Source organism: Nocardia aurantia (genome assembly GCF_009604425.1).
GTDB classification, from domain to species: domain Bacteria; phylum Actinomycetota; class Actinomycetes; order Mycobacteriales; family Mycobacteriaceae; genus Nocardia; species Nocardia aurantia.
The window spans coordinates 225,085-251,882 of the sequence record NZ_WEGI01000004.1; the positions used below are offsets into that span (position 1 = coordinate 225,085).

General features: G+C 70.3%; 29 protein-coding genes. 20 read left to right on the forward strand and 9 right to left on the reverse strand.

The annotated features are described in order from the left end of the window. Positions 1-69: 69 nt before the first annotated feature. From rplU to proB, 4 genes are all read left to right on the forward strand, one after another. The gene (gene rplU, locus NRB56_RS10345) at positions 70-381 is read left to right on the forward strand and encodes a 50S ribosomal protein L21 (RefSeq protein ID WP_153340808.1); all 312 of its coding nucleotides are present in this window, start codon (positions 70-72) and stop codon (positions 379-381) included. Positions 382-455: 74 nt separating this feature from the next. Next, positions 456-722 (forward strand): 50S ribosomal protein L27, encoded by a 267-nt coding sequence (rpmA, locus tag NRB56_RS10350; protein WP_153340810.1) that lies wholly within the window; start codon positions 456-458, stop codon positions 720-722. 131 nt (positions 723-853) lie between these two features. Further along, complete coding sequence (gene obgE / locus NRB56_RS10355) at positions 854-2,308, forward strand: GTPase ObgE (RefSeq protein WP_153340812.1); 1,455 nt, start codon at positions 854-856, stop codon at positions 2,306-2,308. Between the two features lie 95 nt (positions 2,309-2,403). Then, positions 2,404-3,525 carry a glutamate 5-kinase gene (gene proB, locus NRB56_RS10360; RefSeq protein ID WP_153341308.1) on the forward strand — a complete coding sequence of 374 codons (1,122 nt, stop codon included), beginning with the start codon at positions 2,404-2,406 and terminating at the stop codon, positions 3,523-3,525. A 975-nt stretch (positions 3,526-4,500) separates the two neighbouring features. Here proB and NRB56_RS10365 read toward each other — a convergent pair. The 3 genes from NRB56_RS10365 to NRB56_RS10375 form a co-directional block, all read right to left on the reverse strand. Beyond that, positions 4,501-5,871 (reverse strand): hypothetical protein, encoded by a 1,371-nt coding sequence (locus NRB56_RS10365; RefSeq protein WP_153340814.1) that lies wholly within the window; start codon positions 5,869-5,871, stop codon positions 4,501-4,503. Further along, positions 5,868-6,242 (reverse strand): hypothetical protein, encoded by a 375-nt coding sequence (locus tag NRB56_RS10370; RefSeq protein ID WP_153340816.1) that lies wholly within the window; start codon positions 6,240-6,242, stop codon positions 5,868-5,870. Before NRB56_RS10370 ends, NRB56_RS10365 begins: the two co-directional genes overlap by 4 nt. 75 nt (positions 6,243-6,317) lie before the next feature. Continuing rightward, on the reverse strand, positions 6,318-7,022 hold the full coding sequence (locus tag NRB56_RS10375) for an ESX secretion-associated protein EspG (RefSeq protein ID WP_319942804.1): 705 nt from the start codon (positions 7,020-7,022) through the stop codon (positions 6,318-6,320). Positions 7,023-7,363: 341 nt separating this feature from the next. Here NRB56_RS10375 and NRB56_RS10380 point away from each other — a divergent pair, with 341 nt between their 5' ends. Next, entirely contained in the window at positions 7,364-7,612 is a 249-nt protein-coding gene (locus tag NRB56_RS10380; RefSeq protein WP_153340818.1) for an acyl carrier protein, read from the forward strand. Between the two features lie 315 nt (positions 7,613-7,927). Continuing rightward, positions 7,928-8,413, forward strand: coding sequence for a DUF4254 domain-containing protein (locus NRB56_RS10385; RefSeq protein ID WP_194290797.1), 486 nt, complete (start codon positions 7,928-7,930; stop codon positions 8,411-8,413). Here the strand turns inward: NRB56_RS10385 and NRB56_RS10390 are convergent, their stop codons facing one another. From NRB56_RS10390 to NRB56_RS10400, 3 genes are all read right to left on the reverse strand, one after another. Next, positions 8,414-9,349, reverse strand: coding sequence for a D-isomer specific 2-hydroxyacid dehydrogenase family protein (locus NRB56_RS10390; RefSeq protein WP_153340820.1), 936 nt, complete (start codon positions 9,347-9,349; stop codon positions 8,414-8,416). Positions 9,350-9,452: 103 nt separating this feature from the next. Then, positions 9,453-10,412: a non-homologous end-joining DNA ligase gene (ligD, locus tag NRB56_RS10395; RefSeq protein ID WP_319942805.1), complete on the reverse strand. Its 960-nt coding sequence runs from the start codon at positions 10,410-10,412 to the stop codon at positions 9,453-9,455. A 297-nt stretch (positions 10,413-10,709) separates the two neighbouring features. Further along, on the reverse strand, positions 10,710-12,794 hold the full coding sequence (locus NRB56_RS10400; protein WP_153341310.1) for a RecQ family ATP-dependent DNA helicase: 2,085 nt from the start codon (positions 12,792-12,794) through the stop codon (positions 10,710-10,712). Positions 12,795-13,043: 249 nt separating this feature from the next. Here NRB56_RS10400 and NRB56_RS10405 point away from each other — a divergent pair, with 249 nt between their 5' ends. Then, positions 13,044-13,526, forward strand: a complete 483-nt coding sequence (locus NRB56_RS10405) for a hypothetical protein (RefSeq protein WP_153340824.1) — start codon at positions 13,044-13,046, stop codon at positions 13,524-13,526. A gap of 102 nt (positions 13,527-13,628) precedes the next feature. Here NRB56_RS10405 and NRB56_RS10410 read toward each other — a convergent pair whose 3' ends face one another. Then, positions 13,629-14,387 (reverse strand): maleylpyruvate isomerase family mycothiol-dependent enzyme, encoded by a 759-nt coding sequence (locus NRB56_RS10410; RefSeq protein ID WP_153340826.1) that lies wholly within the window; start codon positions 14,385-14,387, stop codon positions 13,629-13,631. A gap of 294 nt (positions 14,388-14,681) precedes the next feature. On the opposite strand from NRB56_RS10410, the gene NRB56_RS39670 reads away from it, so the two are divergent. From NRB56_RS39670 to NRB56_RS10435, 5 genes are all read left to right on the forward strand, one after another. Next, the gene (locus tag NRB56_RS39670) at positions 14,682-14,885 is read left to right on the forward strand and encodes a hypothetical protein (protein WP_264767012.1); all 204 of its coding nucleotides are present in this window, start codon (positions 14,682-14,684) and stop codon (positions 14,883-14,885) included. A 55-nt stretch (positions 14,886-14,940) separates the two neighbouring features. Continuing rightward, complete coding sequence (locus NRB56_RS10420; protein ID WP_153340830.1) at positions 14,941-15,951, forward strand: zinc-dependent alcohol dehydrogenase family protein; 1,011 nt, start codon at positions 14,941-14,943, stop codon at positions 15,949-15,951. A 183-nt stretch (positions 15,952-16,134) separates the two neighbouring features. After that, a complete protein-coding gene (locus NRB56_RS10425; protein WP_153340832.1) occupies positions 16,135-17,043 on the forward strand; it encodes an LLM class F420-dependent oxidoreductase in 909 nt (302 codons plus the stop codon). A gap of 1 nt (position 17,044) precedes the next feature. Then, positions 17,045-17,458 carry an MmcQ/YjbR family DNA-binding protein gene (locus tag NRB56_RS10430; RefSeq protein ID WP_153340834.1) on the forward strand — a complete coding sequence of 138 codons (414 nt, stop codon included), beginning with the start codon at positions 17,045-17,047 and terminating at the stop codon, positions 17,456-17,458. Positions 17,459-17,504: 46 nt separating this feature from the next. After that, entirely contained in the window at positions 17,505-18,164 is a 660-nt protein-coding gene (locus NRB56_RS10435) for a class I SAM-dependent methyltransferase (protein ID WP_153340836.1), read from the forward strand. 3 nt (positions 18,165-18,167) lie between these two features. Here the strand turns inward: NRB56_RS10435 and NRB56_RS10440 are convergent, their stop codons facing one another. Next, positions 18,168-18,839 carry a class I SAM-dependent methyltransferase gene (locus NRB56_RS10440; protein WP_153340838.1) on the reverse strand — a complete coding sequence of 224 codons (672 nt, stop codon included), beginning with the start codon at positions 18,837-18,839 and terminating at the stop codon, positions 18,168-18,170. Between the two features lie 73 nt (positions 18,840-18,912). Here NRB56_RS10440 and NRB56_RS10445 point away from each other — a divergent pair, with 73 nt between their 5' ends. Then, positions 18,913-19,794 carry a helix-turn-helix transcriptional regulator gene (locus tag NRB56_RS10445; RefSeq protein ID WP_153340840.1) on the forward strand — a complete coding sequence of 294 codons (882 nt, stop codon included), beginning with the start codon at positions 18,913-18,915 and terminating at the stop codon, positions 19,792-19,794. 10 nt (positions 19,795-19,804) lie between these two features. Continuing rightward, positions 19,805-20,077 (forward strand): hypothetical protein, encoded by a 273-nt coding sequence (locus NRB56_RS10450; RefSeq protein ID WP_153340842.1) that lies wholly within the window; start codon positions 19,805-19,807, stop codon positions 20,075-20,077. 4 nt (positions 20,078-20,081) lie between these two features. Here the strand turns inward: NRB56_RS10450 and NRB56_RS10455 are convergent, their stop codons facing one another. Next, positions 20,082-20,933, reverse strand: coding sequence for a ribokinase (locus tag NRB56_RS10455; protein WP_153340844.1), 852 nt, complete (start codon positions 20,931-20,933; stop codon positions 20,082-20,084). Positions 20,934-21,113: 180 nt separating this feature from the next. Here NRB56_RS10455 and NRB56_RS10460 point away from each other — a divergent pair, with 180 nt between their 5' ends. The 6 genes from NRB56_RS10460 to NRB56_RS10485 all read left to right on the forward strand — a co-directional run bounded on the left by NRB56_RS10460 (position 21,114) and on the right by NRB56_RS10485 (position 26,787). After that, positions 21,114-22,385, forward strand: a complete 1,272-nt coding sequence (locus NRB56_RS10460) for a glutamate-5-semialdehyde dehydrogenase (protein WP_153340846.1) — start codon at positions 21,114-21,116, stop codon at positions 22,383-22,385. A 179-nt stretch (positions 22,386-22,564) separates the two neighbouring features. Then, a complete protein-coding gene (locus tag NRB56_RS10465) occupies positions 22,565-23,446 on the forward strand; it encodes an AAA family ATPase (RefSeq protein WP_319942806.1) in 882 nt (293 codons plus the stop codon). A 107-nt stretch (positions 23,447-23,553) separates the two neighbouring features. Continuing rightward, positions 23,554-24,900 carry a vWA domain-containing protein gene (locus NRB56_RS10470; RefSeq protein WP_227837540.1) on the forward strand — a complete coding sequence of 449 codons (1,347 nt, stop codon included), beginning with the start codon at positions 23,554-23,556 and terminating at the stop codon, positions 24,898-24,900. Between the two features lie 54 nt (positions 24,901-24,954). After that, positions 24,955-25,626, forward strand: a complete 672-nt coding sequence (nadD, locus tag NRB56_RS10475; RefSeq protein ID WP_153340848.1) for a nicotinate-nucleotide adenylyltransferase — start codon at positions 24,955-24,957, stop codon at positions 25,624-25,626. 28 nt (positions 25,627-25,654) lie between these two features. Further along, positions 25,655-26,053 carry a ribosome silencing factor gene (gene rsfS, locus NRB56_RS10480; RefSeq protein ID WP_153340850.1) on the forward strand — a complete coding sequence of 133 codons (399 nt, stop codon included), beginning with the start codon at positions 25,655-25,657 and terminating at the stop codon, positions 26,051-26,053. Positions 26,054-26,109: 56 nt separating this feature from the next. Further along, positions 26,110-26,787 carry a histidine phosphatase family protein gene (locus NRB56_RS10485; protein ID WP_319942870.1) on the forward strand — a complete coding sequence of 226 codons (678 nt, stop codon included), beginning with the start codon at positions 26,110-26,112 and terminating at the stop codon, positions 26,785-26,787. Positions 26,788-26,798: the final 11 nt, after the last annotated feature.

Consider the following 26,798-nt stretch of genomic DNA (forward strand, 5'->3'; position numbering starts at 1 on the left):
CCGGTGCGAACCGGGCCGGCCGCACGGCACAGTGCCGAGCATATGTAGAGAAAGAAGGGCAGCCGACCGATGGCAACGTACGCGATCGTCAAGACCGGCGGAAAGCAGTACAAGGTCGCGGTCGGTGACCTGGTGAAGGTCGAGAAGATCGAGGGTGAGCCGGGCACTTCGGTGTCGCTGGTGCCGGTGCTGGTCGTCGACGGCGCCACGCTGACCTCCGACAAGGACGCGCTGGCGAAGGTTTCGGTGTCCGCCGAGGTGGTCGATCAGACCAAGGGCCCGAAGATCCGTATCCACAAGTTCAAGAACAAGACCGGATACCACAAGCGTCAGGGCCACCGTCAGAAGCTGACGGTCCTGAAGGTCACCGGCATCCAGTAACCCCGGACTCTCCGCGGAGACGTCCCTCACAGACTTCCGGGGTCTGACCGCCCCAGGCACGAGGAGTAGCAGTCATGGCACATAAGAAGGGTGCATCCAGCTCGCGCAACGGTCGCGATTCGAATGCCCAGCGGCTCGGCGTCAAGCGCTTCGGCGGTCAGTCCGTCCAGGCCGGCGAGATCATCGTCCGGCAGCGCGGCACCCACTTCCACCCCGGCGTGAACGTCGGCCGTGGCGGCGACGACACGCTGTTCGCCCTCGCGGCGGGTGCGGTCGAGTTCGGCAGCAAGCGTGGCCGCAAGACCGTGAACATCGTGGTTCCGGAGCCGGCGCAGGCCTGAGCCGCGCCGGAGCCTCCACACACTTCGAAGCGGGTCAGGGTGACACAACACCCTGACCCGCTTTTCGTTTGCCGACCGTCTCCGCGCCGACCGGGCGCAGCCGACATGTCCTGAAGGAGGATCATCACAACATGTCCAAATTCATCGACCGCGTCGTGCTGCACGTCCGGGCCGGTAAAGGTGGTCACGGGTGTGCCTCGGTGCACCGCGAGAAGTACAAGCCGCTCGGCGGGCCCGACGGCGGCAACGGCGGCAACGGCGGGGATGTGATCCTCGAGGTCGACCCGAACGTGCACACCCTGCTGGACTTCCACTTCCACCCGCACGCCCGGGCCGGCAACGGCAAGTCCGGCGAGGGCAGCAACCGCAACGGCAAACAGGGTGAGGAACTGTTGCTGAAGGTGCCGGACGGGACCGTGGTGACGACCGCCGACGGTGCGATACTGGCCGATCTGGTCGGTTCCGGCACCCGGTACGTGGCCGCGCTGGGCGGGCGCGGCGGCCTCGGCAACGCCGCGCTGGTGTCGAAGGCTCGTAAAGCGCCCGGCTTCGCCCTGCTCGGCGAGGACGGCGAGGAGCGCGATCTCGTCCTGGAACTGAAGTCGGTGGCCGATGTCGGCCTGGTCGGATTCCCGTCGGCCGGCAAATCGTCGCTGGTGTCGGTGCTGTCGGCGGCCAAGCCGAAGATCGCGGACTATCCGTTCACGACGCTGGTGCCGAATCTCGGTGTCGTGCAGTCCGGCGACACCACTTTCACCATCGCCGACGTGCCGGGGCTGATCCCGGGCGCGAGCGACGGCCGCGGGCTGGGCCTGGATTTCCTGCGGCATCTGGAGCGCTGCGCGGTACTGGCCCACGTGGTGGACTGCGCGACCGGCGAGCCCGGCCGCGATCCGATCTCCGATGTGGACGCGCTGGAAGCCGAACTGGCCGCGTATCAGCCCGCGCTCCAGGGCGACGCCGGCCTCGGCGATCTGGCGGACCGGCCCCGCGTCGTGGTGCTCAACAAGATCGATATCCCGGACGCCGCCGAACTGGCCGAGATGGTGGCCGCCGAATTCGCGACGCGCGGCTGGCCGGTGTTCGAGATCTCGACAGTGAGCCGGGAAGGCTTGCGGCCCTTGACCTTCGCGCTGGGCCAGCTGGTCGGCGAATACCGCGAGGCGCATCCGAAGGCGGAGCCGCGGCGGCCGGTCATCCGGCCGATCGTCAAGGGCGAGAGCGGTTTCACCGTCACCCCCGATCCGGAGATCCCCGGCGGCTTCATCGTCTCCGGCGAGCGGCCGGAGCGCTGGGTGCATCAGACCCAGTTCGACAACGACGAGGCCGTGGGCTATCTGGCCGACCGCCTGGCGCGGCTCGGCGTCGAGGACGAACTGGTCCGCCGAGGCGCGGAACCCGGCGCCCCGGTGACCATCGGCGACGTCTGTTTCGACTGGGAGCCGACGATCTCCGCCGGTGCCGAGGTCCTGATGACCCGCCGCGGCGTGGATCCGCGACTCGAGCACAACGAACGGGTCGGCGCCGCCGAGCGTAAGCACGCCTCGCGGGTGCGGCGTGGTCTGGTGTCGGAGGACGAGGAGTGAATACGGGCCCCACGGTGTGGGGCCCGCGGTGCGGTACGGCCGAGTGAGGGATGGTTCGAGTGAGTTCCGATACGGTGCAAGAGGATTCGGGTTCGCTGCCGGTTCGGGCGGACGGACCGAGCTCGGCCCGGCGGGCGATCGCGACGGCGCGCAGCATCGTGGTGAAGATCGGGTCGTCGGCGCTGACCAGCCTGGAAGGCGGCCTGGACACCGATCGGCTCGATCGGCTCGCGGATGCGGTGGAGGCGCGGATGCGCGCCGGATCCGATGTGGTGGTGGTGTCCTCCGGCGCCATCGCGGCCGGTGTCGCGCCGCTCGGATTGTCCTCGCGCCCCAAGGATCTGGCGACCAAACAGGCCGCGGCGAGCGTCGGGCAGCTGGCGCTGGCGCACGCCTGGGGAACCTCGTTCGCACGCTACGGCCGGGTGGTCGGGCAGGTGCTGCTGAGCGCCGGTGACTTCGCCCGGCGCGAGCATCACCGTAACGCGCAGCGCACCCTGGACCGGCTGCGGTCGCTGCACGCGGTGGCGGTCGTGAACGAGAACGACACGATCGCCACCGAGGAGATCCGGTTCGGCGACAACGACCGGCTGGCCGCGCTGGTCGCCCATCTGGTCGGCGCCGACGCGCTGGTGCTGCTGTCGGACGTCGACGGACTCTACGACGGTGATCCCCGCAAGGGCTCCGCGAACTTCGTTCCCGAAGTGCGCGACAGCGCCGATCTGGACGGCGTCATCGCCGGCAGCGGTGGCGCGCTGGGCACCGGCGGCATGGCGTCGAAACTGTCGGCGGCGCTGCTGGCCGCCGATGCCGGGGTACCGGTGCTGCTGGCCGCCGCGTCGGATGCGGGCGCCGCACTGTCCGGCGCCACGGTCGGCACGGCCTTCGCGGCCCGGTCGGCCCGGGTGTCCGCGCGCAAGTTCTGGGTCCGGCACGCCGCCGACAGCCGTGGTGCGGTGCTGCTGGACGACGGTGCCGTGCAGGCGGTCACCCACAGCCGCCGCTCGCTGCTGGCCGCCGGGATCGTCGGGGTGACCGGCCGATTCTCCGGTGGTGACGTGATCGATCTGGTCGCACCGGACGGGCGGGTGGTCGCGCGCGGGGTCGTCGAATACGACAGCTCCGAGTTGTCGGCCATGGTGGGCCGGTCCACCTCGCAACTCCCGGACGGCTTGCGGCGCCCGGTGATTCACGCCGACGATCTGGTCAAGGTCTGAACGGATCAGTCGTAGTAGTCGAAGAGCGCCTCGCCGAGGGTCTTCGGTTGCCAGCAGGCGATGTCGGCCGGGCTGACGTGGAGCCGTGCCGCGGGCGTTCGGCGGCCGTGCCGCGGCGTCCGGCGGTCGGTCGAGGTCGGCCGCGGTGAGCACCGTGCCCGGTAGTTCGGCCAGCGCGGCCGACAGTTCGGAGAGTTCTACGAAAGTCGGTGGACCGGAATCGGTTACGCCGTCGGTGCTGTCAACGATCCGCGGTTCGGCGATCGTGAGCACGGGTGAACCGCAGAGCGCGACCACGGCGATGTGACGGTCGTGGTAGCCGATGATGCCCTGATGGAAGTTCGGTGTCACACCGTGAGCCGGACGGAACTCGAGCACGGTGCCGCCTGTGCGGCGGGCAACCTCGTAGCACGCTCGGCGGAATCTCCGGAGCTCGGTCACGATGTGACGGCAGACGGCGGCGGTGATCCAGTGGATACCTTCGATGCCGATGCGACGGGTCGTATGCCGATGGTGCCGGCTCGGTTCCGCGCACATGAGCCGTTGTGACTCTCGTCCACTACGGCGCGGCTCACTGCCGTGATCCTCGACCACCGCATCCGGCGCTCACAGCGCGGCGACCTTCGGCGGCGCGCCGATCGCTGTCCGCTCCGAGCACCGCCGAAGGTCATGCAGCCGGTGACTGGGATCCGGCCTGCCGGCGCAACTTCCGGGCGGCGGCAGTCGGATGCGCAGCACCGAGGATCGTGGGCGTCGAGCTCCGGACGGGTGTGGTGGCCGGGTTGTCGTGTATTGGCTGGATCAGCCGGTCAGCCCGGGACTCGGCGCGGTGATCGTCGCGTTGCTGCGCAGCGGATCAGCGGCCGGGCGGTCGAAGCGCAAGCATTCGAGATTGCGGTGTCGAACGCCGAACGGGTGCCGCGGTCTTGTCGCGATTCGCCGGCAGGGCCGATCGCCACATTGCTGGGCGGCGGATCAGCCGCCGGGCGGAATGACTCCCGGCTGGTCCGGTGCCGGTGCGGCGGTGTCGTCCGGGATGGGGCCGGTGATGCCCGGTTGGCCGCCCTGGTCGCTGAGGGGCGGGCCGGCCGGAATCGACTGGCCCGGTGCGGGATCCGGTGGCGGGGGCACCGGTGCAGGTGCCGGTTGAGGTGGTGGCGGCGGTGCCGGTAGTGGCGTCGACGGGTCCGGGACATGTGTCGGCGGCGGAAGCTGTTGCGAGGGTGCGGGTTCCGGTGTGTGCGGGGGCGGACCGTCCTGCGCCGACGGTGGCGGTCCGTCTGTGGTCGGCGGCTGGGCGGGCGGCGTGTCCGGTGTCGGGGGCGGTGATGCGTCCGCGGTTGGCGGCTGGGCCGGGGGCGGTGCGTCCGCAGTCGGCGGCTGGGCCGGAGGCGGCGTGTCCGCGGTTGGCGGCTGGGCCGGCGGCGCGTCCGGGGTCGGCGGTTGCGGTGCGTCCGCGGTTGGCGGCTGGGCGGGCGGCGTGTCCGGTGGCGGGGGCGGTGATGCGTCCGTGGTTGGCGGCTGGGCCGGGGGCGGTGCGTCCGCGGTTGGAGCCGGTGCCGGGCTGTCCGAGGTCGGCGGTTGCGCCGGGGACGGGGTCTGCGTGGTCGGCGGTTGCGCGGGTGCGTGATCCGGTGTCGATGGTTGCCGGGGGGCGGGGGACGGCACCGGCGGCTGTTCGGAATTCGGTGGTGTGACCGGGGATTCGGGCGGTTCGGGGGCGGGCGACGGGGTGCTCGGGCGGGATTGGTGCCCGGAACCCGGTGCCGCGGAGCCGGTTTGGGGGAGGTCCGGCAGTGCCGGGACGTGCGAGCCGGCGGCGGAGTAGGCCGGTTTGTAGATCATGTTCATGGCCAGGACCGCCTCCTGGCGGATGGTCTCCTGGGCCATTCGGGCATTGATGACGCCGGTGGCCTCCAGTGCGCGGGCGATCGCGCCGATCGGGCCGCTGTCACCGGGCGGGGCGACCGCGAGCTTCACCGCTTCCGCGGCGGCGGCGACCGCGCCGAGGCGGGCGCCGACTTCGCCCAGGACAGTGGCCAATTCGTCGACCGAGGCGGCGAAACCGCGGGTGCCGGCGTAGGCGGCCTCGGCGGCGGCGCCCTCCCACCCGGCCGCGTTGATCAGGTCGTCGGCGGTGGTCCGGGTCAGCGGCATGGAGGTGGAGACCGTGCCCGCCGCTTCGACCCAGACCTGCGCCGCCGCCACGATCCGCGCCGCATCGATCTGCTGGGTGCCGGCATAGATCTGCTCGTGCGGGATGCCCTCGAAATGCTCCATCGCACTGATGTATTCGGGATCGCTGGCACGAGAACCGGGCTGGCCGTGGCGATATGCGCTCGTCATCGTTCCGCTCCGCTCGAAAGTGCGCGCAGCGCAGCGGCGTTCGCGGCGTCGGCCTCGTCGTAGAGGCCGGCGGACAGCAGGAACGCCTGCTTCATGAGGTAGGCGGCCGCGATGTATCGGTCGAGCAGCGCGGCGGCGGCACGCGCCTTGTCGCCGAAACCGGCCTGCAACTGCTGGGCCGAGTCGAATCCGCCGAAACCATCCAGGGTCGAGACCGAGCCGAGGCGTTGTTGCAGGTGGTGCAGCCGACCGGCCTGTTGGTCGTACAGGTCGGCGCAGCGGCGGGCGGCGGCCGGGTCGAAGCGGACCGTACCGGTCTGTGCCGCTTGGAGGAACCGGGTGATGTCGGCCTGGCCGGCCTCGAGCGTCATGGGGACCCCCCTTCCTCGATCAGGTCGAACAGTCGCCGAACCAGCGTAACGAATCCCGGCCGGTCTCGGGAATGCTCACTGCAGAATGCGTTTCTGCAGGTGGGCCGCGATCTGCTGCGGAGAGGCCGGAGTGATGTGCACCTGGCCGTCCGCACGGATCAGATAACGACCGTCGTCCGCGACATCTATCCAGGTGTAGTGCACCGGGGCGGCCGGCGGGTCCTGGTCCAAGTGGGTCTCGATGCGGAGGTGGCCCTCGGCGGTGTGCGGTTGCAGCAACAGTTTCCGGATGCGGCGCACGGGCGGGCCCGCGGTGTGCACGGCCTCGTCGTCGACGACCGTGTCCGCGGTGGCCGAGCGGGCGGGTTCGTGGCCGGGCGGGGTATCGGGGAGCAGGCTCGCGATGCGGGCCCCCAGCTTGCCGGTGTGGCCGATCGAAACATCCACGCGCCCACCGTAGTCCGGAGAGAAGCCGGGCTGCTGAACGGCGAGCACCGCGTGGTCGTAGACCGCGGCCCCGAGCGCGCGGATCTCGGTGCCCGGTTCGTGCCGGCCGCCGATGGCGACCACCCGGGTCCGGGGCTGCGCGAGAATCCGCAGGCAGGCGGACAGGTCCGGATCGGCGCGCAGCGGCAGCCGGGTCTCGATCTCGCGGCGCAGTGCGGCGGCCTCGGATTCGGTGCGGGCACTCTCCAGGATCCGCAGCGGGAACGGATGCCGATCGAGGTCGGTCTCCCGCCACACGTGCGCGAACTCGTCGGGTGTGAAAGACCAACTCACGCCACGTAACACCCTTCAGTGATCGCCGGTCCGGCCGTAGCCGATCGGGGCCGATGGTCCCCGCAGCCTAACGACCGTTCCGAGCGGCGGACAAGCGACGGGCCCGCGATCGCGCTCACCCCAGGTTCGGGGTGTTTCCGGCGCCGGTCATATCGGGTATACCGTTACGAGCCCCGTGGCGCGACCGTATCGCAGGCGACATGCGCGCGGGAACGGGAGGACACGGTGTATCCACCGGAACACGGCGCCGGGGGCGCGCGGTCGGCCGAGCCGCGCCACAGCGGTCACGAACTCGGGCTGGTGGCAACGGGATTCGGTGCCGATCCGGGTGGCCGGTGCTGATGCCGGGCACGGACGGCACGGCGGCCCGGATCCGCTCGCTGATCACGGCACTGGCGCCGGACGCGCGCCGGTCGGTCACCGACGACAGCCGGCTGGTGGAGGATCTCGGATTCGATTGCCTGCGCCTGACCGAACTGGCGTCGGTCCTGGAGCACGCTTTCGGCCTGCGGCCGTACGGTCCGGGAGACCTGCCCGGACCGGTCCGTGTCGCTGATGTGATCGCCGCGATCACCGGGGGGCGGCCGTGACCGGCATGATCTCGAATACCTTGTGCTGCCCGCTCATTCGGCCGTTTTACCGTGTACATGACTCGTCGTGCAGGGCGGTCGGGCACTGCCCCGGTGGCCTCCGATGGTCACCGTAAGGCCATGGAAAGGGCAGTGGTAGGGCCGCCTGGACCGTGCATGCTTGAAACTGCACCCGGCGCCGCTAGGAGATATGCCCCTTCGCAGATAGCGGCGCGCTGGATCCGGCGCGGTCCGCCCTTACCGCGCCGGGCTCGCGGTCCGGCCACCGTACGCGACGCCGGGTGCGTCCCGATCGCCCGCCTTGGAGGTACACCGATGTACGTATCGCATACGGACGCTGGTGACCTGTGGCCCGGCGGCAACGCCCTCACCTTGCCGGATTGGCACGAGTTGCTGGCCGCCTTCTGCGGGCACATCGGTGACCAGCCGGACGACCATCCGGTCACCCGCTGGGCCCACGCGCTGGCGCTGGTCCATCTCACCGCCCGCGAGCAGCCGTTGCGCGACGACGAATTCGATTGGGACCGTGCGGAACTGGTCGCTCGTATCGACGACTGGGTGGCGCGCCACAGCGATCGGCCCGCGCCCACGTCGCTGGGGGGCGCGATCGACGGCATGGCGGCGGCGCAGGTGCGGGCCACCTGGCTGCTGCGCAATGCCGACGACGTCGCCGACGACGAGGTGCACGCCGCCTGGTTCCTGCTGGCCTCCCTGGCCGACGGGTGGACGGATCTGGTGGCCGAGACCCTCGGGCACGCCGGAGCGTGGCGCGGCCGCAGCCTGCTGGACGACGCGCTGTGATCAGTATCCGGCGGTGACGTCGATGCGGGCCTCGAGTTCGTCGCCCGCGACGAATCGGGCGACGTTGTTCGCGACATGTGCGGCGTAGGCGCCGGCGCGCAACTGCGGGGGATTGGAATCATGCGGGGTGACAACGGCATTCGGCAGTTCCCACAGCGGATGCCCGTCGGGCAGTGGCTCCGGATCGGTGACGTCCAGGCCCGCGCCGCCGATGGTGCCGTCCCGCAGGGCGACGACCAGGGCGTCGGTGTCGATCAGGCTGCCGCGGGCGATGTTGATCACCCAGGAGGTCGGCTTCAGTTGGGCCAGTTCCTCTTTGCCGATCAGATGGCGGGTCGCCGCAGTGGCGGGCGCGCCGACGACCACGTGGTCCGTGCGTGACCACACCTCCGGCAGGCGTTCCGCGGGAAGGGTTTCCACCACACCGGGCGCGACGATCGGTGTGCCGGAACGGGTTACCGCGATGATGCGGGCTCCGAACGGTTCGAGCAGCGCGATGAGCTCGCGGCCGATGCCACCGGCGCCGACGATCGCGATCGTCGCGCCGCGCAGAGTGCCGATGTGCGGGAAGAATTCGGACTGCCGCCAGCTCCGGGCCTGCGTCTGCTGCGGCAGGTGACGCACCCCGGCCAGCAGCATCGCCAGGGCGTGTTCGGCGACACTGTGCGAGTAGGCGCCCGCCGCCGAGGTGAACACGACACCGGGAAAGCGCTGGAACACGTTGCGGGAGAACCAGTCCTCGACACCGGCGGAGAACAGCTGCACCCATTCGATACCCGCGGGCAACTCCTGCGGGAAATCGTCCGGACCGCTGTTCCAGATCAGCGCGCGGGCCCGGTCGAGATCCGCCACCGTCGCGCCGCCGTCGGCGACCGCCCGCGTCAGCAGTGGGGTCGCGGCGGGGCCGATCGCGATCGGGGTGGCGGTGGTGGACATGGTGGTGCTCCTTCGCTTCCGGCCCGCCCCGGCGCGCGACCGGGTTCGTCCCGGTCAGACTAGTGGCGGCCGGGGAGGGGCGCTCGCGATGGTTGCCCGGAGGTCACTCGTCGGCGTCGAGGTCGACCTCGAGATTGTCCCGCTCGGCCCACTCCAGCAAACGATCGAGTTCGAAGACGGCGTCATCGATGCCCGCGTGCAGGTCACCGAGCCGGGCATACCGGTCGGGCACGGTGGCGATGGTGAAATCGTCGGGCTCCACATCCGGGATCTCGTCCCAGCACACCGGGGTCGACACGGTCGCTCGCGGGATACCGCGCACCGAATAGGCGGCGGCGATGGTGTGGTCGCGGGCGTTCTGGTTGTAGTCGACGAACAAGAGTTTCGGATCGCGATCGCGGCGCCACCAGGTGGTGGTGACGTCGTCGGGGGCACGGCGTTCGACCTCGCGCGCGAAGGCCAGCGCCGCCCGGCGCACCTCCTTGAACCCCCACCGCGGCGCGATGCGCACATACACGTGCAGCCCGTGCCCGCCGGAGGTCTTGGGCCACCCGACCGCCCCGATCTCGTCGAGCACCTCGTGGACGACCTCCGCCACCCGCTGCACCCTCGACCACGGGCAATCCGGCATCGGATCCAGGTCGATCCGCCACTCGTCGGGCTTCTCGGTGTCGGCTCGGCGGGAGTTCCAGGGGTGGAATTCCACCGTGCTCATCTGCACGGCCCAGATCACGTCGGCCAGTTCGGCGACGCAGAGTTCGTCCGCGTGCCGCCCGTAGCGCGGGAAGTACACCCGGACCGTCGGCACCCAGTCCGGCGCGCCGGCCGGCAACCGCTTCTGATGCACCTTGTCGCCTGCCAGCCCTTTGGGGAATCGGTGCAACATGCACGGCCGATCCCGCAGCGCGTTCACGATGCCGTCCCCGACGCTGAGGTAGTACTGCACCAGATCGAGCTTGGTCGTCCCGCTGTCGGGGAAGTACACCCGATCGGGATTCGATATCCGTACCGTGCGGTCTCCGACGGGTAACTCGACCGCCGATCCCGCAGACTTTCCGGCCACTCGCGTCACCCTACCGGCGACTACCGACAGTCACCCGTTCCGTGATGCTGCCGAGGTGCGACCGCGGTGAGCCGGGCCGGCCGGCGCGACAGGGCAGGCGGCCGCCGGACGGCGGCCCCTTCGACCGGATGGGCGGCAGCCCTGACCTCCGGAAGACGTTCCGCCCCACCATGTTCGACGAGAGTCGAGCCGACGCCTCGCGCTTTTCGCCACGATTGCCCTCGACGGCGGTTCGATCGGACTTGCTCGGCGGAGGGATTCGATATCGAGATGGGACCGTGCCCGCAGTGAGTCGGATCAGGACGGGGTGGCCAGTGCGAAGGGCAGCACCGCGGGGGCGCCGGCCAGGCGGAGGGTGTGGGCGGCCAGGGTGAGGGTCCAGCCGGTGTCGGTGAGGGCGTCGACCAGCAGGACCGGGCCGTCGAGGCCGGTGAGGTCGGGCGGGGTCCAGGAGTCGAACAGGGCGGCGACACGATGGGCGGAGTTGGCCGCGGCGACCGGGCGGCGGTCGGGTCGCAGCGGCAGGACACCGAGGTCCCGGAGACGGCCGACTCGGGCGAGCCGGGCGGCCAGGTCGGCGGCGAGGCGGGGATGGGTGGGGGAGTCCATCGCCAGGACGGCCGTCGGGCGGCGGGTCCAGTTCCAGTCGCGCAGCACCGCGACGCAGGCGTCGAAGACCGAGTCCGGGACCGGGGCGTCGGGTCCGTCGAGCACGGCGCGCAGGCGCTGGCCCCACCCGAGATCGCTGAGGCGGCCCAGTACGCGACCGGTCTCGGCGCCGCCGGAGATCTTGCCGGACAACGGGATCCCGAGTTTGGACATGCCCGTCGGCCACTGCTTACGCGGCGCGAGATCGATACCGGGCCGGTCGAGACGGGTGCGGATGGCGGCCAGATCGGTGGCGTCGACCGTGGTGTCGGTGCGCTCGCCCGTGCAGTTGTCGCAGCGACCGCACACCCGCCCGTCGAGGCTGGGATCGTCGAGTTGGCGGCGCAGGAAGGTCATCCGGCATTCGGAGGTGGACTGATAGTCGATCATGGCCTGCTGTTCGGCCTCGCGGGCCACGGACAGCCGCTCGTAGCGTTCGGTGTCGTAGACCCAGGGTTCGCCGGTGGCCAGCCAGCCACCGCGGACCCGCCGCACCGCGCCGTCGACATCGAGCACCTTCAGCACCATCTCCAGGCGCGATCGGTTCAGCTCCACCAGCGGCTCCAGCGCGGTGGTCGACAGCGGGCGCTCCCGGTCCAGCGCCGTGAGCACTTCCCGGACCACATGCTCGCGCGGAAAGGCCACCGAGGCGAAATAGCTCCAGATCCGGCGATCCTCCGGACCGGGCAGCAGCACCACCTGGGCATTGTCGGTGCCGCGGCCGGCGCGGCCGACCTGCTGGTAGTAGGCGATGGGTGAGGAAGGCGCGCCGAGGTGCACGACGAAGCCGAGGTCGGGCTTGTCGAAACCCATGCCGAGCGCGCTGGTGGCGACCAGCGCCTTCACCTCGTTGCCGAGCAGCGCCTGCTCCAGCATCTCGCGTTCGGCCGGGTCGGTCTGCCCGGTGTAGGCGGCGACGCGATGGCCGTGCGAGCTGAGCACATCGGCCAGGTCGTGTGCGGCGGCGACGGTGAGCGCGTAGATGATCCCCGACCCGGGCAACTCGTGCAGGCGGCGGCTGAGCCAGGCGGTGCGCGTCACCGCGTCCTCGATCCGAACCACCGACATGTGCAGCGATTCGCGGTCGAGACTGCCGCGCAGCACCAGGGTGTCGGTGCCGATCTGGCCGGCGACGTCGGTGACCACTCGATCGTTGGCGGTGGCCGTCGTGGCCAGCACCGGGATCCCGCTGCCCAGATCGGCGATGAGGGTCCGGATGCGGCGATAGTCCGGCCGGAAGTCGTGCCCCCAGTCCGAGACGCAGTGCGCCTCGTCGATCACCACCAGGCCCGCGTCGGCGGCCAGTTTCGGCAGCACCGAATCCCGGAAGTCCGGATTGTTGAGCCGCTCGGGGCTGACCAGCAGCACATCGACCTCACCCCCGGCGACCTGGGCGTGGATCTCGTCCCATTCGGTCACATTGCCCGAATTGATGGTGGCCGCCACCACGCCCGCCCGCTGCGCGGCCGCCACCTGATTGCGCATCAGCGCGAGCAGCGGCGACACGATGACCGTCGGGCCGCGCCCGGCCGCCCGCAGCAGTTTGGCGGAGATGAAGTACACCGCCGATTTACCCCAGCCGGTGCGCTGGACCACCAGCGCCCGCCGCCGCTGGACCACCAGCGCCTCGATCGCCGTCCATTGGTCCTCGCGGAGCCGGGCCCCGGGCCCGGCCAGCTCGCGCAGCAGTGATTCGGCGGATTCACGCAGGTCGATGGTCGTCACGGGGTCCATCATGCCGGACGGCACCGACATCGGCGACCACCATCGCACAGCCGCACCCCGTGCCCTCGGTCGCACACCGTCCGGGGCCGGCGAGGGGTGCGGCGAGTCCGCCCGGCGCCCGGCCGCGACGGTCCCGTCGAAAATCCTGCGGCCGTGAGAATTTCGCACGCAACCCCGCATTTTCCGGATTCGCACCGGACAATGGTGCTCGCGGACAGAGGTTGACGGTCGGGGCGGCACTGTGAGGGAGGACGGGCGATGCCGAACAAATTCGAGTCACCGGCAGGTTGGTCTCCGCCCGGTGCCGAATTCCAGAATCAGCGCAGCACCGGGCGCACGCTCGGCGGCGTGCTGTTCGGCCTGCTGGTCACGCCGGTCGGCATCGCACTGGCGGCCAAGGGCGGCGCCGACATCCGCTACTGGGTGATCGTGGGCGCGGTCGTCGACCGCTGGACCGCCGCGCTCGAGATCACCGTCGGCAGCCTGTTGTTGCTGCTGGTCGCGACGCTGGCGGTGTTCGCGCCCGCCGGGACGATCGTGGCGAGCCTGGTATGGGGCATCTTCCCCGGCATCCTGCACATCCTGTTCCCCGACGACACCTTCCGGCTGATCTCGTCGCTGCCGTTCACCGACAGCGCCATGGTGGTGGCGCTGCACTCCTGGGTCACCTACGGTTTCGCGCTGATCTCCGGATTCATGCTGCTGGGGGCCGGATTCGTCGGGGTGCTACGCCGCCGGTGACGCGGCGGCCGGCGCATCGTGGCCGGTCGCAACGGATGCTGGATCACCAGCGCGGGCCGGGGCCAGGGCGGTGTCGCACCGGCCCCGCTGCGATTCGACCGACTAGAACTCGGTGCGCTCCACCCACTTCGGCAGCACCGCGGCGTCTCCGGACAACGTGAGCGCCGAGCTGTCGACCGGAATGCGGCCGAGGACAAGCAGATACAGGTCGACGGCCGTGGCTTCCACAGTGGCCGTGGTGGATTCGCCGTTCCCGTTCCAGCCGATGGAGTCCTCGGTCCGGTGCACCGGCCAGGTGTCGCCGGTGTCGGTGGCCCGGAACAGGATGCTCGTGCCCTCGTCCAGCGGGTTGCGGAACCGCGCCGATCCCATCTGCAGCAGGCCCAGGAACTCGTCGACGCCGTCGGCGGCCAGCACCGGATCGATCGTGACCGGCCGGTCCAGCGCGAGCAGCGCGTCGGCGCGGTGCCCGGTGTTCTCGTGCAGACGCCGGCGGATCCACCATTCGGACGGGCGCAGCGGCCCGAACGGCGTCCACACCGGCACCTCGGGCCCGGTCGCGTCGACAGCGTCGATCACGGCATCGGCGGTCTGCCGGAACCAGTGATCGACCTCGGCCGGGTCGCGCGGGCGGCGCACGTCCGGGACGGCGGCGAACTCGATGTTCTCGGTGGACCGGCGGGTGATGATCGTGGCGCACCACCGGTGCCCGCCGCCGACGTGGGCGAGCAGATTCTTCAGCCGCCATTCGCCGCAGGTCGGGATCGGCGTCTCGGGATCGGCCTCGCGGTACAGGTCGGCCAGTAGATCGTTCTCACTGCGCAGGGCGTCGCGGATCACCGCGGTGTCCAGTGGCTCCATATCACCGACCGTAGTTCAGCGGCCGAATCTGGCCAAGGCTTCGGATCGCCGGACACTGCCGCCGTGGCGGCACAGCACCGTGTCTGATTCGGCACGGTGCACGAGAGTATGGGGGCTCGACCAGGCACGCACCCGCTCGATCTCGCCGGAGAACCCCACCGGCGCGCCCGGTGCGGGTGGCCGCGCGGTGACCGGAACCGGTGCGGCGGCGGCCGCGGATCCGGGTGTCGGCTGGAACCGCTCGGCGCGTTCTTCTGCACCGTGTGGCACGCACCGGCACACGTGGATTCGGAGATGATCGTGGTCGCGCCGGCTCGTGGTCTGAACAGCTTCCGGCCCAAGCCGTTTCGCGCGTCGCTCGGGCACGCCGCGGCACACACCGCGCTCGACGACATGCCCGGGCGCGGTCGCTACGTCGGCACCCTCGCGCTCTGGGACCGGCACCGGCCGCCGCGCGGCCACCCCGATCTGATCGCCGCCGGTTTCGGATCGTTGTGAATACATCGATGTGAAACGGGTCCACGGCACGCGACGGCGGGTGCACTGTGGACGTATGCGCGCCCTGGTGATCGACGAGCCCGGCCGATATTCGATGCAGACCCGTCCCGATCCCACGCCGGAGCCGGCTGAGGTAGTGGTCCGGGTCGAGGCCGTGGGCATCTGCGGCACCGACCTGCACATCGTGGCCGGGGAGTTCCCGCCCGCCCCGTACCCGATCGTGCCCGGACACGAATTCGCCGGGGAGGTGGTCGCTCTCGGCCCCGGCGCCGACACGGCGGGGGTGCGCGCGGGCGACCGGGTCGCGGTGGATCCATCCCTGTTCTGCGGGCGTTGCCACTACTGCGCGATCGGCCGCGGCAACCTCTGCGAGAACTGGGGTGCGATCGGCGACACCGTCGACGGTGCGATGGCCGAGTATGTCGCGGTGCCCGCCGTGAACTGTCATCGGCTGCCGGGGCACGTCTCCGCGGCGCACGGTGCGCTGGTCGAGCCACTGTCCTGTGCGGTGCACGGATTCGATTTGCTGCCAAGGCAATTGGGCTCGCACTACCTGATCTACGGCGCCGGCACCATGGGGCTGCTGATGTCGCAACTGGCGATGGCCGCGGGTGCGGCCTCGGTGTCGGTGGTGGATACGAACGCCGAGCGGCTGACGGTGGCGCGAACCCTCGGCGCCGACGCGGCCGTCACCGCCGCCGACGAGCTCGACCGGCCGGAGGGCTGGGAGATCGTCGTCGACTGCACGGGCGTGATCGCGGCGATCGAGGACGGGCTGAGCCGGGTCCGCCGGGGCGGCACCTATCAGCAGTTCGGGGTCGCGCCGGGCGAGGCCCGCGCGACGGTGTCACCGTTCCGGATCTACAACGACGAGATCCGCATCGTCGGGTCGATGGCGGTGCTGCACAGTTTCGGCCGGGCCGTCGATCTGCTGGGCCAGGGCGTGATCGATGCGGAAACCATCATCACGCACGTCTTTCCGCTCACCGAATTCGACGAGGCGCTGCACACGTTCCGGTCCGGGTCCGGGCGCAAGATCCAGCTCCGGCCGGACGGGTCGCGATAGTGCGGAGTCGTCGGCTCCGCCGCCCGGTGGGTCGTGCCGACGGCCGATCCGGGTCGGCGGATCCGGGTCGAGCGATCGACTTCGTGGCCGGAATGCCGGTTTCGTTCGGGCGGGCGCCGCGAATAGGGTGGGTTACCGATCGGTTCATTCCCGGACTTCCAGGACAGCGACACGGAGGCACCCATGCGCATCGGCATCATGCTCGATCAACCGACCGGACCGGACGCGCTGCGTACTCTCACCGGCGAGTTGCAGCGCGCCGCCGACGACGGATTCCAATCGGCGTGGCTGTCGCACATCTTCGGGCTCGATGCGCTGACGGCGCTGGCGGTGGCGGGTAGCCGAGTGCCGGATATCGAGATCGGGACCGCCGTGGTGCCCACCTACCCGCGGCATCCCGGTGCGCTGGCACAGCAGGCCCGCACCACCGCGCTGGCCGTCGGCCCGGGACGGCTCACCCTCGGGATCGGGTTGTCGCACAAGATCGTGATCGAGAACATGTTCGGGCTCGACTTCGAGCGCCCGGCACGGCATATGAAGGAATATCTGGCGATCCTCGGGCCGCTGCTGGCCGACAAGCCGGTGTCGTTCACCGGTGAGACGCTGCGCGCCAACCTGGCCCTGTCGGTCCCGAACGAGGACCGGATCCCGGTACTGCTGGCCGCGCTCGGCCCGGCGATGCTGAAACTGGCCGGCCGGGAGTCCGACGGGACCGTGTTGTGGATGACCGGCCCGGTCACCGTGCGCGAGCACATCGCTCCGGTGATCAACTCCGCCGCCGAGGCGGCCGGTCGGCCGGCCCCGCGCATCGTCTGCGCCCTGCCGGTCTGTGTCACCGACGACCCGGCGCCGGCCCGGGAACAGGCCGGTGCGACCTTCGCCGCCTACAACCAGCTGCCGTCCTACCGGGCGATGATGGACCACGAAGGCGCGGCGGGCCCGGCCGATATGGCGATCATCGGCACCGAGGAGCAGGTGAGCGAGCGGATCCGGGCGATCGGCGCGGCCGGCGCGACGGAGTTCGTCGGCGTGCTGTTCTCGCCGGGCAACGGGGCGCGTACTCGCGAACTGCTTGTGGGGCTGTCGGATTGACATGACCGCGCGCGCCACGATCGAGGATGTGCACGAGACCTGCCTGGCTCTGCCGCACGTCACCGTCGAGTACGGTCCGAACGAGAACCCTGTTTACCAGGTCGGGCGCAAGTCGTTCGTCTTCTTCCGCACCCCGCGGCCGGATGCCGTCGATCCGGCCACGGGGGAGCGGTACCCCGACGTGATCGTCATCTGGGTGCCGTCGGAATCCGACAAGCTCGCGCTGGTGCAGGATCCGGGCTCACCGTTCTTCACGACCGCGCACTTCGACGGCCATTTGTCGGTGCTGGTGCGCGGCAGCCGGATCGGGGAGCTGAGCCGGGCGGAGCTGGTCGAGGTGCTGCAGGACGCGTGGCTGTCCCGGGCATCGGCGACCCGGGGCAGGCGATGGCTCGCGGAACACCGGCCCGAGTGATCGAGGTCCTTGACCTCGAGTCGACTTCAGGATGCAGTCTGGTCGCATGACACAGCAACCCGAGGTCTGGAACGCCGCCTACGACAATGACACCGCACCCTGGCTGATCGGTGCGCCGCAGCCGGCGATCGTCGGCCTGGAGGCCGCGGGCCTGATCCGGGGCCGGGTGCTCGATCCCGGCTGCGGCGGCGGGGAGCACACGATCCTGCTGACCGGGCTCGGCTACGACGTACTCGGCGTCGATCTGTCGCCGAGCGCCGTCGCCTACGCGCGCCGCAACGCCGCCGAGAAGGGGGTGCCGCAGGCCCGCTTCCAGGCGGCCGACATGCTGCGGATCGGGACCGACCCCGAAGCGGCGGCCGCGCTCGGGCATTTCGACACCATCGTCGACAGCGCGCTGTTCCACGTGTTCCTCGATGATCCGGCCGGCCGCACCGCCTACGTGGACGCGCTGCACACCCTCGCCGTACCCGGCGGCGTGGTCCACGTGCTGGCGCTGTCGAATGCCGCACCGGGCTTCGGCCCGCGGATCAGCGATACGCTGATTCGCGAATCCTTCACCACCGGTTGGGATATCGAGGATCTGCGGCCCGCGAGCTATCGGGGCCGGGCCGGTGTGCCGCCCGCCGGGACGGCCGAGCTCCCGGTCGCCGCCGACGGCACGGTCGAGGGCGCCGCCTGGCTGGCGCGCATCCGCAGGCTCTGACGGTCAGCGTTCGGGACGGGTGGCCTGGTAATAGGTCAGGCGCCCGATCACCCGGTGCGGCTCCGAGGCGACCTCGTGGCATTCGAAACCCGCGGCGCGCAACAGGTTCGGGATACCGTCGCCGGAATTCCGGGCGGCATGCGGATTGTTCATCATCATGCGGCCCAGTCGGCCGTCGGACTTCCGCATGTGGCCACCGACGTCGACCACGTGCAACCGCCCGCCGGGGCGCAGGATCCGCAGGGCCTCGGCCGCGGCGGCGGCGCGGGTGCCGTCGTCGAGGTGGTGCAGCATCAGCGCCGACAACAGGCGGTCGAAACTCTCGTCCGGATGGGGAAGATCCTGGGCGTAGGCCTGTTCGAATCGGATGCCACTGAGCCCCTTGGCCTTTCGCTGGGCCCGGACCAGTGCCCGGGGATCGGGATCGGTACCGATCACCTCGGCCCCGGGCTGCTCGCGTTTCGCGCGGATCGTGAGATTGCCGGTGCCGCAGCCGATTTCGAGTACCCGTTGACCGGGCGCCAGGCCCGCCTGATCGACCAGGCGGGCGTGCATCGCGGGGGTGCCCAGCACCCGGCTGAGCAGGTCGTAGGCCGGCAGCAGGGAATGCAGACCGGCGGCGGGCAGATAGTCCTGCCGATCGCGGGTCGCGGAATGGGGATGATGTTCGGTCATGAATCCCATCGTGGAGCGGCCCAGACGGCGGTAGTGCTCGGATTCTCGGCAGAAATGGGACTATCCTCGGTTCATGGCCGAGGTGACCCGGGTGGTCCGGCACCAGCGCGGTGTGCCGGTGCACGACTACCATGCCGACCCGGTCACGCCGCCGGTGACTGTGATGCGTGCCGCGCCCGGCGCCTTCCCGACGGTCCGTCCGCACATCCACGATTTCCCGGTGCTCTGGTATCGGCGCGACCCGGGCGTGGTCTACGTGATCGCCGCCGGCGCGGTGGTCGACGCCGGCGCCGCGGCTGCGGTGGACCGGGGCGCCGGTGTGTTCTTCGATCCGGCGGCGCTCGGCGGCGAGGCGCGGATGCCGTGGCCGGCGTGGCGAGCGCATCCGCTGTTGTTCCCGTTTCTGCACGGCCGGCCCGGTGGGCTGCTGCGTCTCGATATTCCGCCGGACCGGCTGGACTTCTGGGACGCGACCGTCGCCGCCATCGAGACGGAGGTCCGGCGACGCGACGAGGGCTATCGGCAGGCGGCGACGGCCTACCTGACGTTGTTGCTGGTCGATCTGGCGCGGCTCGCGGCCGACGTGGTGGGCGAGTTGCGCCGCAGCGGCGAGCCGCTGCTCGCCGCCGTGTTCGAGGTGATCGATCGGCAGTTTGCACAACCACTTTCGCTGCGGGACGTGGGCCGCGCGGTCGGCCTGACGCCGGGGCATCTGGCGACCGTGGTCCGGCGCCGCACCGGCCGGACGGTGCTGGAATGGATCGCGGAGCGCCGGATGACCGAGGCCCGGCGACTGCTCGCCGATTCGGATCTGTCGGTCGCCGAGGTGGCCCGCCGGGTCGGGATCGCCGATCCGGGATATTTCACCAGGCTGTTCCGCCGCGGCCACGGGATGACGCCGCGGCAGTTCCGTGGCGGTCAGGGTTCGCGGGCACGGTCCGAGCCGGATATATAGACTTCCGCAGGTGACCCAGAGCCGTAGAGTCCAAGGCCCGCCGCGGCGCGAAGGCAGGCCCACCGCCCACGACAGCGGACCGGGTAGTCGCGCCGGTGCGCCCGCCGGCCCGCGGCGCAACTTCGGTACTCCGGATCTGTTCGTCTGGTTCCCAGTGGTCGGGATTCTGCTGGCCGCCGGCCTTGTCGCGACCATCGGCGCCTCCGTTCTGCTGGGCGTGGTGCTGGTGCTGGTGGCGATCGTGCTGGTGGTCTTCGAATCGTGGGCCAATCGCAATCGCTGAACCCTCACGGCAATGCGCGCTCGATCTCGGCGCGCGACGGAATGGCCGCGCTCGCACCGAGTTTCGTGGTGGCGAGGGCGCCCGCGGTGCAGGCCCAGGCCAGTGCCGTCTCCGGGCCCTCGTGCCAGTGCGCCGCCAGCACACCGGTGAAGGTGTCGCCGGCGCCGGTGGTGTCGACCACCCGCACCGCGATGCCGGGGTGACTGAACTCCCCGCCCGGACCCCGGTACCGCGCGCCCTCGGCGCCGCGGGTGACGACGAGATGCGGCACCGTCTCCAGTGCCCGGCCCAGCCGATGCGCCTCGCCCTCGTTCACGATCGCGATATCGACCGCCGCCCACATCTCGGTCGGAAGATCCTGTGCCGGTGAGGGATTGAGGAGCACCGTGGTGTCGTGGGCCTGTGCGTGCCGGGCCGCGCTGAGCACCGTGCGGACCGGGATCTCCAATTGGCACAGCAATACGTCGGCCTCCTCGATCGTGCGCAGATCCGGCGCGGCCAGCTCGCTCAGCCCGGAGTTCGCGCCGCCGACGACGATGATGCTGTTCTCCCCGGCGGCGTCGACGACGATCGAGGCGACGCCGCTGGGCCCGGTCAGCGACCGTAACCGCTCGATGCCGACCCCCGCCTCGGCGAGTACCTGGCGGAGTTCGCCGGCGAAGACGTCGTCCCCGACCGCCCCCACGAACTCGACCTCGGCGCCCGCTCGCCGGGCCGCGATCGCCTGATTGGACCCCTTGCCGCCGGGCACGGACTCGAACCCGGAACCGAGCACCGTCTCGCCCGGATCCGGCCGTCGTTCGGTCGTCGTGACCAGGTCCATGTTGATGCTGCCCACCACAGCAATCCTCGCCATGCAGGCACCCTAGCCCCCCGCCGGGCCGCCGCCGAGCACTCTCGAAGTCCCGCACTCCCTTTCGGAATTCGCACAATCTTCCGGCGGTAGCGGGTGCGAAAACACCTGCAATCTCGAGGAAGGAGTGCGGCTGCGCCCGCGCCCTTCGCGGTGGTGGGAGCGGTCAGTAGGCTGGGGGACATGACTGCTCCCACTGCCACCGAATCGGACCGGGACGTCCGCGCGGTGGTGCACGACGCGGCGCGGCGCGCCCGGGTGGCGTCGCGCACGCTCGCCCAGCTGACCACCCAGGTGAAGGACACCGCGCTGCACGCCGCCGCCGATGCCCTGCTCGCCGCCAAGGACCGGGTCCTCGCCGCCAACGCGGAGGACATCGAGATCGCGAAGGCCGGCGGCACGGCCGAGCCGCTGCTCGACCGGCTGCGGCTCACCGAGGCCCGGATCGACGGCATCGCCTCCGGTCTGCGGCAGGTCGCGGGCCTGCCCGATCCGGTCGGCGTGGTGGTGCGGGGGTCCGCGCTGCCGAACGGCCTGGAGATCAAGCAGGTCCGGGTACCGCTGGGCGTGGTCGGCATGGTGTACGAGGCCCGCCCCAATGTCACGGTCGACGCGTTCGGCCTGGCGCTGAAGTCGGGTAACGCGGCGCTGCTGCGCGGTTCGTCGTCGGCCGCCCGGTCCAATGCCGCGCTGGTCGCGGTGCTGCGCGAGGCGCTGGCGGAGCAGGGCCTGCCCGAGGACGCGGTACAGCTGCTGCCCAGCGCGGACCGCTCCAGCGTCACCCATCTCATCCAGGCCCGTGGCCTGGTCGACGTGGTGATCCCGCGCGGCGGCGCCGGGCTGATCAACGCGGTCGTCCGCGATGCGCAGGTGCCCACCATCGAGACCGGCACCGGCAACTGCCACGTCTACGTGCACGCCGCCGCCGACCTCGACATGGCCGAGTCCATCCTTGTCAACTCGAAGACCCGCCGCCCGAGCGTCTGCAACACCGCCGAGACGGTGCTCATCGATCGGGCCGTCGCGGAGGTCGCGGTGCCGCGGCTGATCGGCGCGCTGGAAGCCGCCGGAGTCACCGTCCACGGCGATCTGCCGGGACTGGTACCGGCCACCGACGAGGACTGGGCCGACGAATACCTCTCGCTGGACATCGCCCTGAAGGTCGTCGACGATCTGGACGCCGCCGTCGAGCACATCGACCGGTGGGGCACCGGGCACACCGAGGCCATCGTCACCGGCGACCTGCGGGCGGCGCGCGAATTCACCGCCCGCGTCGACGCGGCGGCCGTGATGGTCAACGCCTCGACCGCCTTCACCGACGGTGAGCAGTTCGGTTTCGGCGCCGAGATCGGCATCTCCACGCAGAAGCTGCACGCCCGGGGCCCGATGGCGCTGCCGGAACTGACTTCCACGAAGTGGATCGTCTGGGGAGACGGTCAGACCCGTCCAGTCTGACGCGGCACGGGCGCCAGGGGCGGGAGCGCGAGTGCTCGCCGTCACACCGGGTATCTCGGCGACCGGGTGGGTGTGTAACTTCGAAAGTGGAGTTCTTACGGCGCATACCCGCGTGTGCCCAACGGCCTGCTGGCCGGCAGCTGTAGGGAGTGGGTGATCGCTCACTCCGGAGGAGGACCGTGACGGTGCGAAGCGCAGTGCACGAGCCGATTTTCACCTCGGTCGACGACGTGATCGACCGCTTGGCGACGACCGGATATCTGGCCGACAAGGCGACGGCGACCTCGGTGTTCCTGGCCGACCGGCTGGGCAAGCCGTTGCTGATCGAGGGACCGGCCGGCGTCGGCAAGACCGAGCTGTCGCGCGCGGTGTCCCAGGTCGCGGGCGCCGAACTGGTACGTCTGCAGTGCTACGAGGGCATCGATGAGGCGCGGGCCCTCTACGAGTGGAACCACGCCAAGCAGATTCTGCGTATCCAGGCGTCCAGCGAGAACGGCTGGGAGGAGACGAAGTCCGACGTCTTCAGCGAGGAGTTCCTGCTGTCGCGGCCGCTGCTGACCGCGATCCGGCGGGCCGACCCGACGGTGCTACTCATCGACGAGGCCGACAAGGCGGACGTCGAGATCGAGGGCCTGATGCTCGAGGTGCTCAGCGACTTCGCGGTCACCGTGCCCGAGCTGGGCACGATCACCGCCACGCGGCGGCCGTTCGTCGTGCTCACCTCCAACGCCACCCGCGAGCTGTCCGAGGCGCTCAAGCGACGCTGCCTATACCTCTACATCGACTTCCCGGACGAGGAACTCGAGCGGCGCATCCTGGCCAGCCGGGTGCCGGAGCTGCAACCGGCCGTGGCGGCGCAACTGGTGCGGATCGTGCACGTGTTGCGCGGGATGCAGCTGAAGAAGCTGCCCTCGGTCGCCGAATCCATCGACTGGGGTCACACCCTGCTCGCGCTCGGGCTGAAGGACCTCGACGACAAGACCGTGCGTGCCACCCTCGGCGTCGTGCTGAAACACCAGAGCGACCACCAGCGCGCGCTGTCCGAGCTGAAGCTGGCCTGATGGTCGGCGGCAAGCCCCGGCCCGTGGCGCTGCCGAACGCCACCGACACCGTGCTGAACCCGCCCGAGCACGGGCTGCCCGGTCATCTGATCGGGTTCGTGGAGGCGATGCGCGCCAAGGGAATTCCGGTGGGCCCTTCGGAAACGGTCGACGCCGGCCAGGTGCTCACGGTGCTCGACCTGATGGATCGCGAGATGTTGCGCGAGGGGCTGGCCTGCTCGCTGCTGCGCCGGCCGTCGCAGCGGGCCACCTTCGACGACCTCTTCGATCTGTGGTTCCCCGTGGCGCTCGGTGAGCGCACCGACGCCCTGGACGTGGAGCTGCCGCGCGGCGCCGACGGTTCGGTCGACATCCAGGCGCTGCGCCGGATGCTCGCCGAACTGCTCGCCGCCGACCCGACCCCGGAACAGCAGCGGCAGTTGCAGGCGCTGGCTGCGCAGATGGTCGAGCAGATGGGCCGCTACGACTCGCTGAAGGGCCCGTCGTTCTCCGCCTACCAGACCCTGAAGGACGTCCAGCCCGAGGTGCTGATCAGCAAGATCCTCGCGGGACTCGCTGCGGGCATGGACGATTCGGATTTCGACACCGAGGTCGCCCGCCGGGCCGCGCGGGAGCGGGTGCGGGATTTCCGCAGCACCGTCGAGGCAGAGACCCGGCGTCGCGTCGCGGAACGCCTGGGGCGGGAACGGGTTTCGTCGTACGGTGTGCAGCGGCAGGCGGAAGATGCCGACTTCCTTCGTATTTCGGAATCCGAGCTGGCCGAGCTGCGCCGCAGCGGTCAACGGCTCGCCCGGATTCTGGCCTCGCGATTGGCCGCCCGCCGGCGCCGGTCCCGGCGCGGCGAGATCGATCTGCGCAAGACCCTGCGCAAGTCGATGTCCACCGGCGGGGTCCCGATCACGCTGGCCACCCGCAAGCCACGGCCGGGCCGCCCGGACCTGGTGCTGCTGTGCGACATCTCCGGGTCGGTGGCCGGTTTCTCCAGCTTCACCATGCTGCTGGTCGACTCGCTGCGGGAGCAATTCTCCCGGGTGCGGATCTTCGCGTTCGTGGACCGGGTGGACGAGGTCACGCATCTGTTCGATCAGAGCACCCCGCTGGACCAGGTGACCAGGCGCATCTTCACCGAGACCAACGTGGTGGGGATCGAGGGGCATTCCGACTACGGCAGCGCGCTGAAGGGGTTCGCGGCGGATTTCCCCGAGGCCGTGACCAGCCGCAGTTCGCTGTTGATCCTCGGCGACGCCCGCACCAATTACCGCGATCCCGCGCTGGGCACCCTCGAACAGCTCGTCGACACCGCCAAACACGCCTACTGGCTCAATCCGGAGGCCGAGAAGATGTGGGGCACCGGGGATTCCGCGGCGAAGCGGTACGCCCGGGTGATCGAGATGCACGAGTGCCGGTCCGCCCGGCAGCTCACCTCCGTGGTGAGCCGCCTGCTCCCGGTCTGACGACGGCCCGACAGTGACGCGGCGTGTTGTGCGCTCGGGCGGACCGGAGTGCGGATGGCCCGGCCAGTAAGCTCGGCGGTTGTGCAAGAGACAGGCCGCCGCAAACTGGGCGTGATGGGCGGAACCTTCGACCCGATCCACCACGGCCACCTGGTCGCGGCGAGTGAGGTCGCCAATCGGTTCGATCTGGACGAGGTGATCTTCGTCCCCACCGGGCAACCGTGGCAGAAGACCGCGAAACAGGTCAGTGCCGCGGAGGACCGCTATCTGATGACCGTGATCGCCACCGCCTCCAACCCGCGGTTCTCGGTCAGCCGGGTCGACATCGATCGCGGTACCCTCACCTACACCGTCGATACCCTGCGTGACCTGCAACGACAGTATTCCGATGCCGACTTGTACTTCATCACGGGTGCGGACGCGCTCGCGAACATCCTGACATGGCAGGATTGGGCGGAATTGTTCGAGCTGGCGAAATTCGTCGGCGTGAGCCGTCCGGGATACGAACTGAATATCGATCAATTGGAGCAGCATCTGCGGGACGGCCCACCGGATGCGCTCACCGTCATCGAGATCCCGGCTCTGGCGATCTCGTCGAGCGAATGCCGGCGTCGCGCCGCCGAGGGGCGGCCGGTGTGGTATCTCGTTCCGGACGGCGTCGTGCAGTACATATCGAAGCGGCACCTCTACGTGCCGGGAGGGAACGGGAAGGTGGCACAGGCATGAGAGGTCGGGCGCGAAGTCGGGGTACCGCATGACGGCTACTGCCAATGCGGTCGAGATGGCACGGGTCGCCGCCCGGGCGGCCGACGAGAAGCTGGCGGTCGACGTGGTGGTGCTCGACGTCTCCGAGCAGCTGGTGATCACGGACTGCTTCGTGATCGCCTCGGCCCCCAACGAGCGGCAGGTCAACGCGATCGTCGACAGCGTCGAGGAGAAGCTGCGGCTGGCCGGGCACAAGCCGGTCCGGCGCGAGGGCACCCGCGAAGGGCGCTGGGTGCTGCTCGACTACGTCGAGGTCGTCGTGCACGTCCAGCACAGCGACGAGCGCAATTTCTATGCGCTGGAACGACTGTGGAAGGACTGCCCGGTGGTCGAGGTGGAGGGTGTCGGCGGCCCGCGGCCGGCGGACGGTGCCGGAGAGACCGCGTGAATCTGGTTCCCGACGAGGGGACGGCCCCTTCACAGTACGACGACGAGTCGCCCGAGATCGGCCTCGCTCGCCGCGCCAGCCGGCATGCCCACGTGCGCCGGCTGATCCTGCTCCGGCACGGTCAGACCGAATGGAACGCCTCCGACCGCATGCAGGGACAGATCGACACCGACCTCAGCGAGGTGGGTCGCGGGCAGGCCAAGGACGCCGCCCGGGAGCTGCTGTCCCACGACGCGATCGCGATCGTCGCCTCGGATCTGCGCCGCGCCTACGACACCGCGGTGGCGCTGGCCGACCACACCTCGCTGGATGTGGTGCGCGACCCTCGACTACGCGAGACCAGCCTCGGCGAGTGGGAGGGCCTCACCCACCACGAAGTCGACGCGCGGTATCCGGGCGCCCGGCTGACCTGGCGGATGGACGCCGGCTTCACCCCGCCGGGAGGGGAGAGCAAGCTCGAGGTGGGCGCCCGCGCCCTGCCGGTGGTGAACGAGCTGTTTGCCGAGCGCACCGACTGGCCCGGCCGTACCATCATCCTCGTCGCGCACGGCGGGCTGATCGCAGCGCTGACCGCTGCGCTGCTCGACCTGCCCCGAGAACACTGGCCGATCTTCGGTGGACTGGCCAATACCAGTTGGGTGCAACTGAGCAGCCACGGTCCCAGCATGGAGCAGCCCGGGTGGCGGCTCGATGTTTGGAACGCGGCGGCGAAGGTAGCTCCTGATGTCCTCTGAGAACCTGTCTT

Bases quoted from the DNA above. Each gene is read 5' to 3' on its own strand.
- rplU (WP_153340808.1), top strand. From the start codon at position 70: ATGGCAACGTACGCGATCGTCAAGACCGGCGGAAAGCAGTACAAGGTC.
- rpmA (WP_153340810.1), top strand. From the start codon at position 456: ATGGCACATAAGAAGGGTGCATCCAGCTCGCGCAACGGTCGCGATTCG.
- obgE (WP_153340812.1), top strand. From the start codon at position 854: ATGTCCAAATTCATCGACCGCGTCGTGCTGCACGTCCGGGCCGGTAAA.
- NRB56_RS10365 (WP_153340814.1), bottom strand. From the start codon at position 5,871: ATGACGAGCGCATATCGCCACGGCCAGCCCGGTTCTCGTGCCAGCGAT.
- NRB56_RS10370 (WP_153340816.1), bottom strand. From the start codon at position 6,242: ATGACGCTCGAGGCCGGCCAGGCCGACATCACCCGGTTCCTCCAAGCG.
- NRB56_RS10380 (WP_153340818.1), top strand. From the start codon at position 7,364: ATGCCGGGCACGGACGGCACGGCGGCCCGGATCCGCTCGCTGATCACG.
- NRB56_RS10385 (WP_194290797.1), top strand. From the start codon at position 7,928: ATGTACGTATCGCATACGGACGCTGGTGACCTGTGGCCCGGCGGCAAC.
- NRB56_RS10390 (WP_153340820.1), bottom strand. From the start codon at position 9,349: ATGTCCACCACCGCCACCCCGATCGCGATCGGCCCCGCCGCGACCCCA.
- NRB56_RS10400 (WP_153341310.1), bottom strand. From the start codon at position 12,794: ATGGACCCCGTGACGACCATCGACCTGCGTGAATCCGCCGAATCACTG.
- NRB56_RS10405 (WP_153340824.1), top strand. From the start codon at position 13,044: ATGCCGAACAAATTCGAGTCACCGGCAGGTTGGTCTCCGCCCGGTGCC.
- NRB56_RS10410 (WP_153340826.1), bottom strand. From the start codon at position 14,387: ATGGAGCCACTGGACACCGCGGTGATCCGCGACGCCCTGCGCAGTGAG.
- NRB56_RS39670 (WP_264767012.1), top strand. From the start codon at position 14,682: ATGATCGTGGTCGCGCCGGCTCGTGGTCTGAACAGCTTCCGGCCCAAG.
- NRB56_RS10420 (WP_153340830.1), top strand. From the start codon at position 14,941: ATGCGCGCCCTGGTGATCGACGAGCCCGGCCGATATTCGATGCAGACC.
- NRB56_RS10425 (WP_153340832.1), top strand. From the start codon at position 16,135: ATGCGCATCGGCATCATGCTCGATCAACCGACCGGACCGGACGCGCTG.
- NRB56_RS10430 (WP_153340834.1), top strand. From the start codon at position 17,045: ATGACCGCGCGCGCCACGATCGAGGATGTGCACGAGACCTGCCTGGCT.
- NRB56_RS10435 (WP_153340836.1), top strand. From the start codon at position 17,505: ATGACACAGCAACCCGAGGTCTGGAACGCCGCCTACGACAATGACACC.
- NRB56_RS10440 (WP_153340838.1), bottom strand. From the start codon at position 18,839: ATGACCGAACATCATCCCCATTCCGCGACCCGCGATCGGCAGGACTAT.
- NRB56_RS10445 (WP_153340840.1), top strand. From the start codon at position 18,913: ATGGCCGAGGTGACCCGGGTGGTCCGGCACCAGCGCGGTGTGCCGGTG.
- NRB56_RS10455 (WP_153340844.1), bottom strand. From the start codon at position 20,933: ATGGCGAGGATTGCTGTGGTGGGCAGCATCAACATGGACCTGGTCACG.
- NRB56_RS10460 (WP_153340846.1), top strand. From the start codon at position 21,114: ATGACTGCTCCCACTGCCACCGAATCGGACCGGGACGTCCGCGCGGTG.
- NRB56_RS10470 (WP_227837540.1), top strand. From the start codon at position 23,554: ATGCGCGCCAAGGGAATTCCGGTGGGCCCTTCGGAAACGGTCGACGCC.
- nadD (WP_153340848.1), top strand. From the start codon at position 24,955: ATGGCCCGGCCAGTAAGCTCGGCGGTTGTGCAAGAGACAGGCCGCCGC.
- rsfS (WP_153340850.1), top strand. From the start codon at position 25,655: ATGACGGCTACTGCCAATGCGGTCGAGATGGCACGGGTCGCCGCCCGG.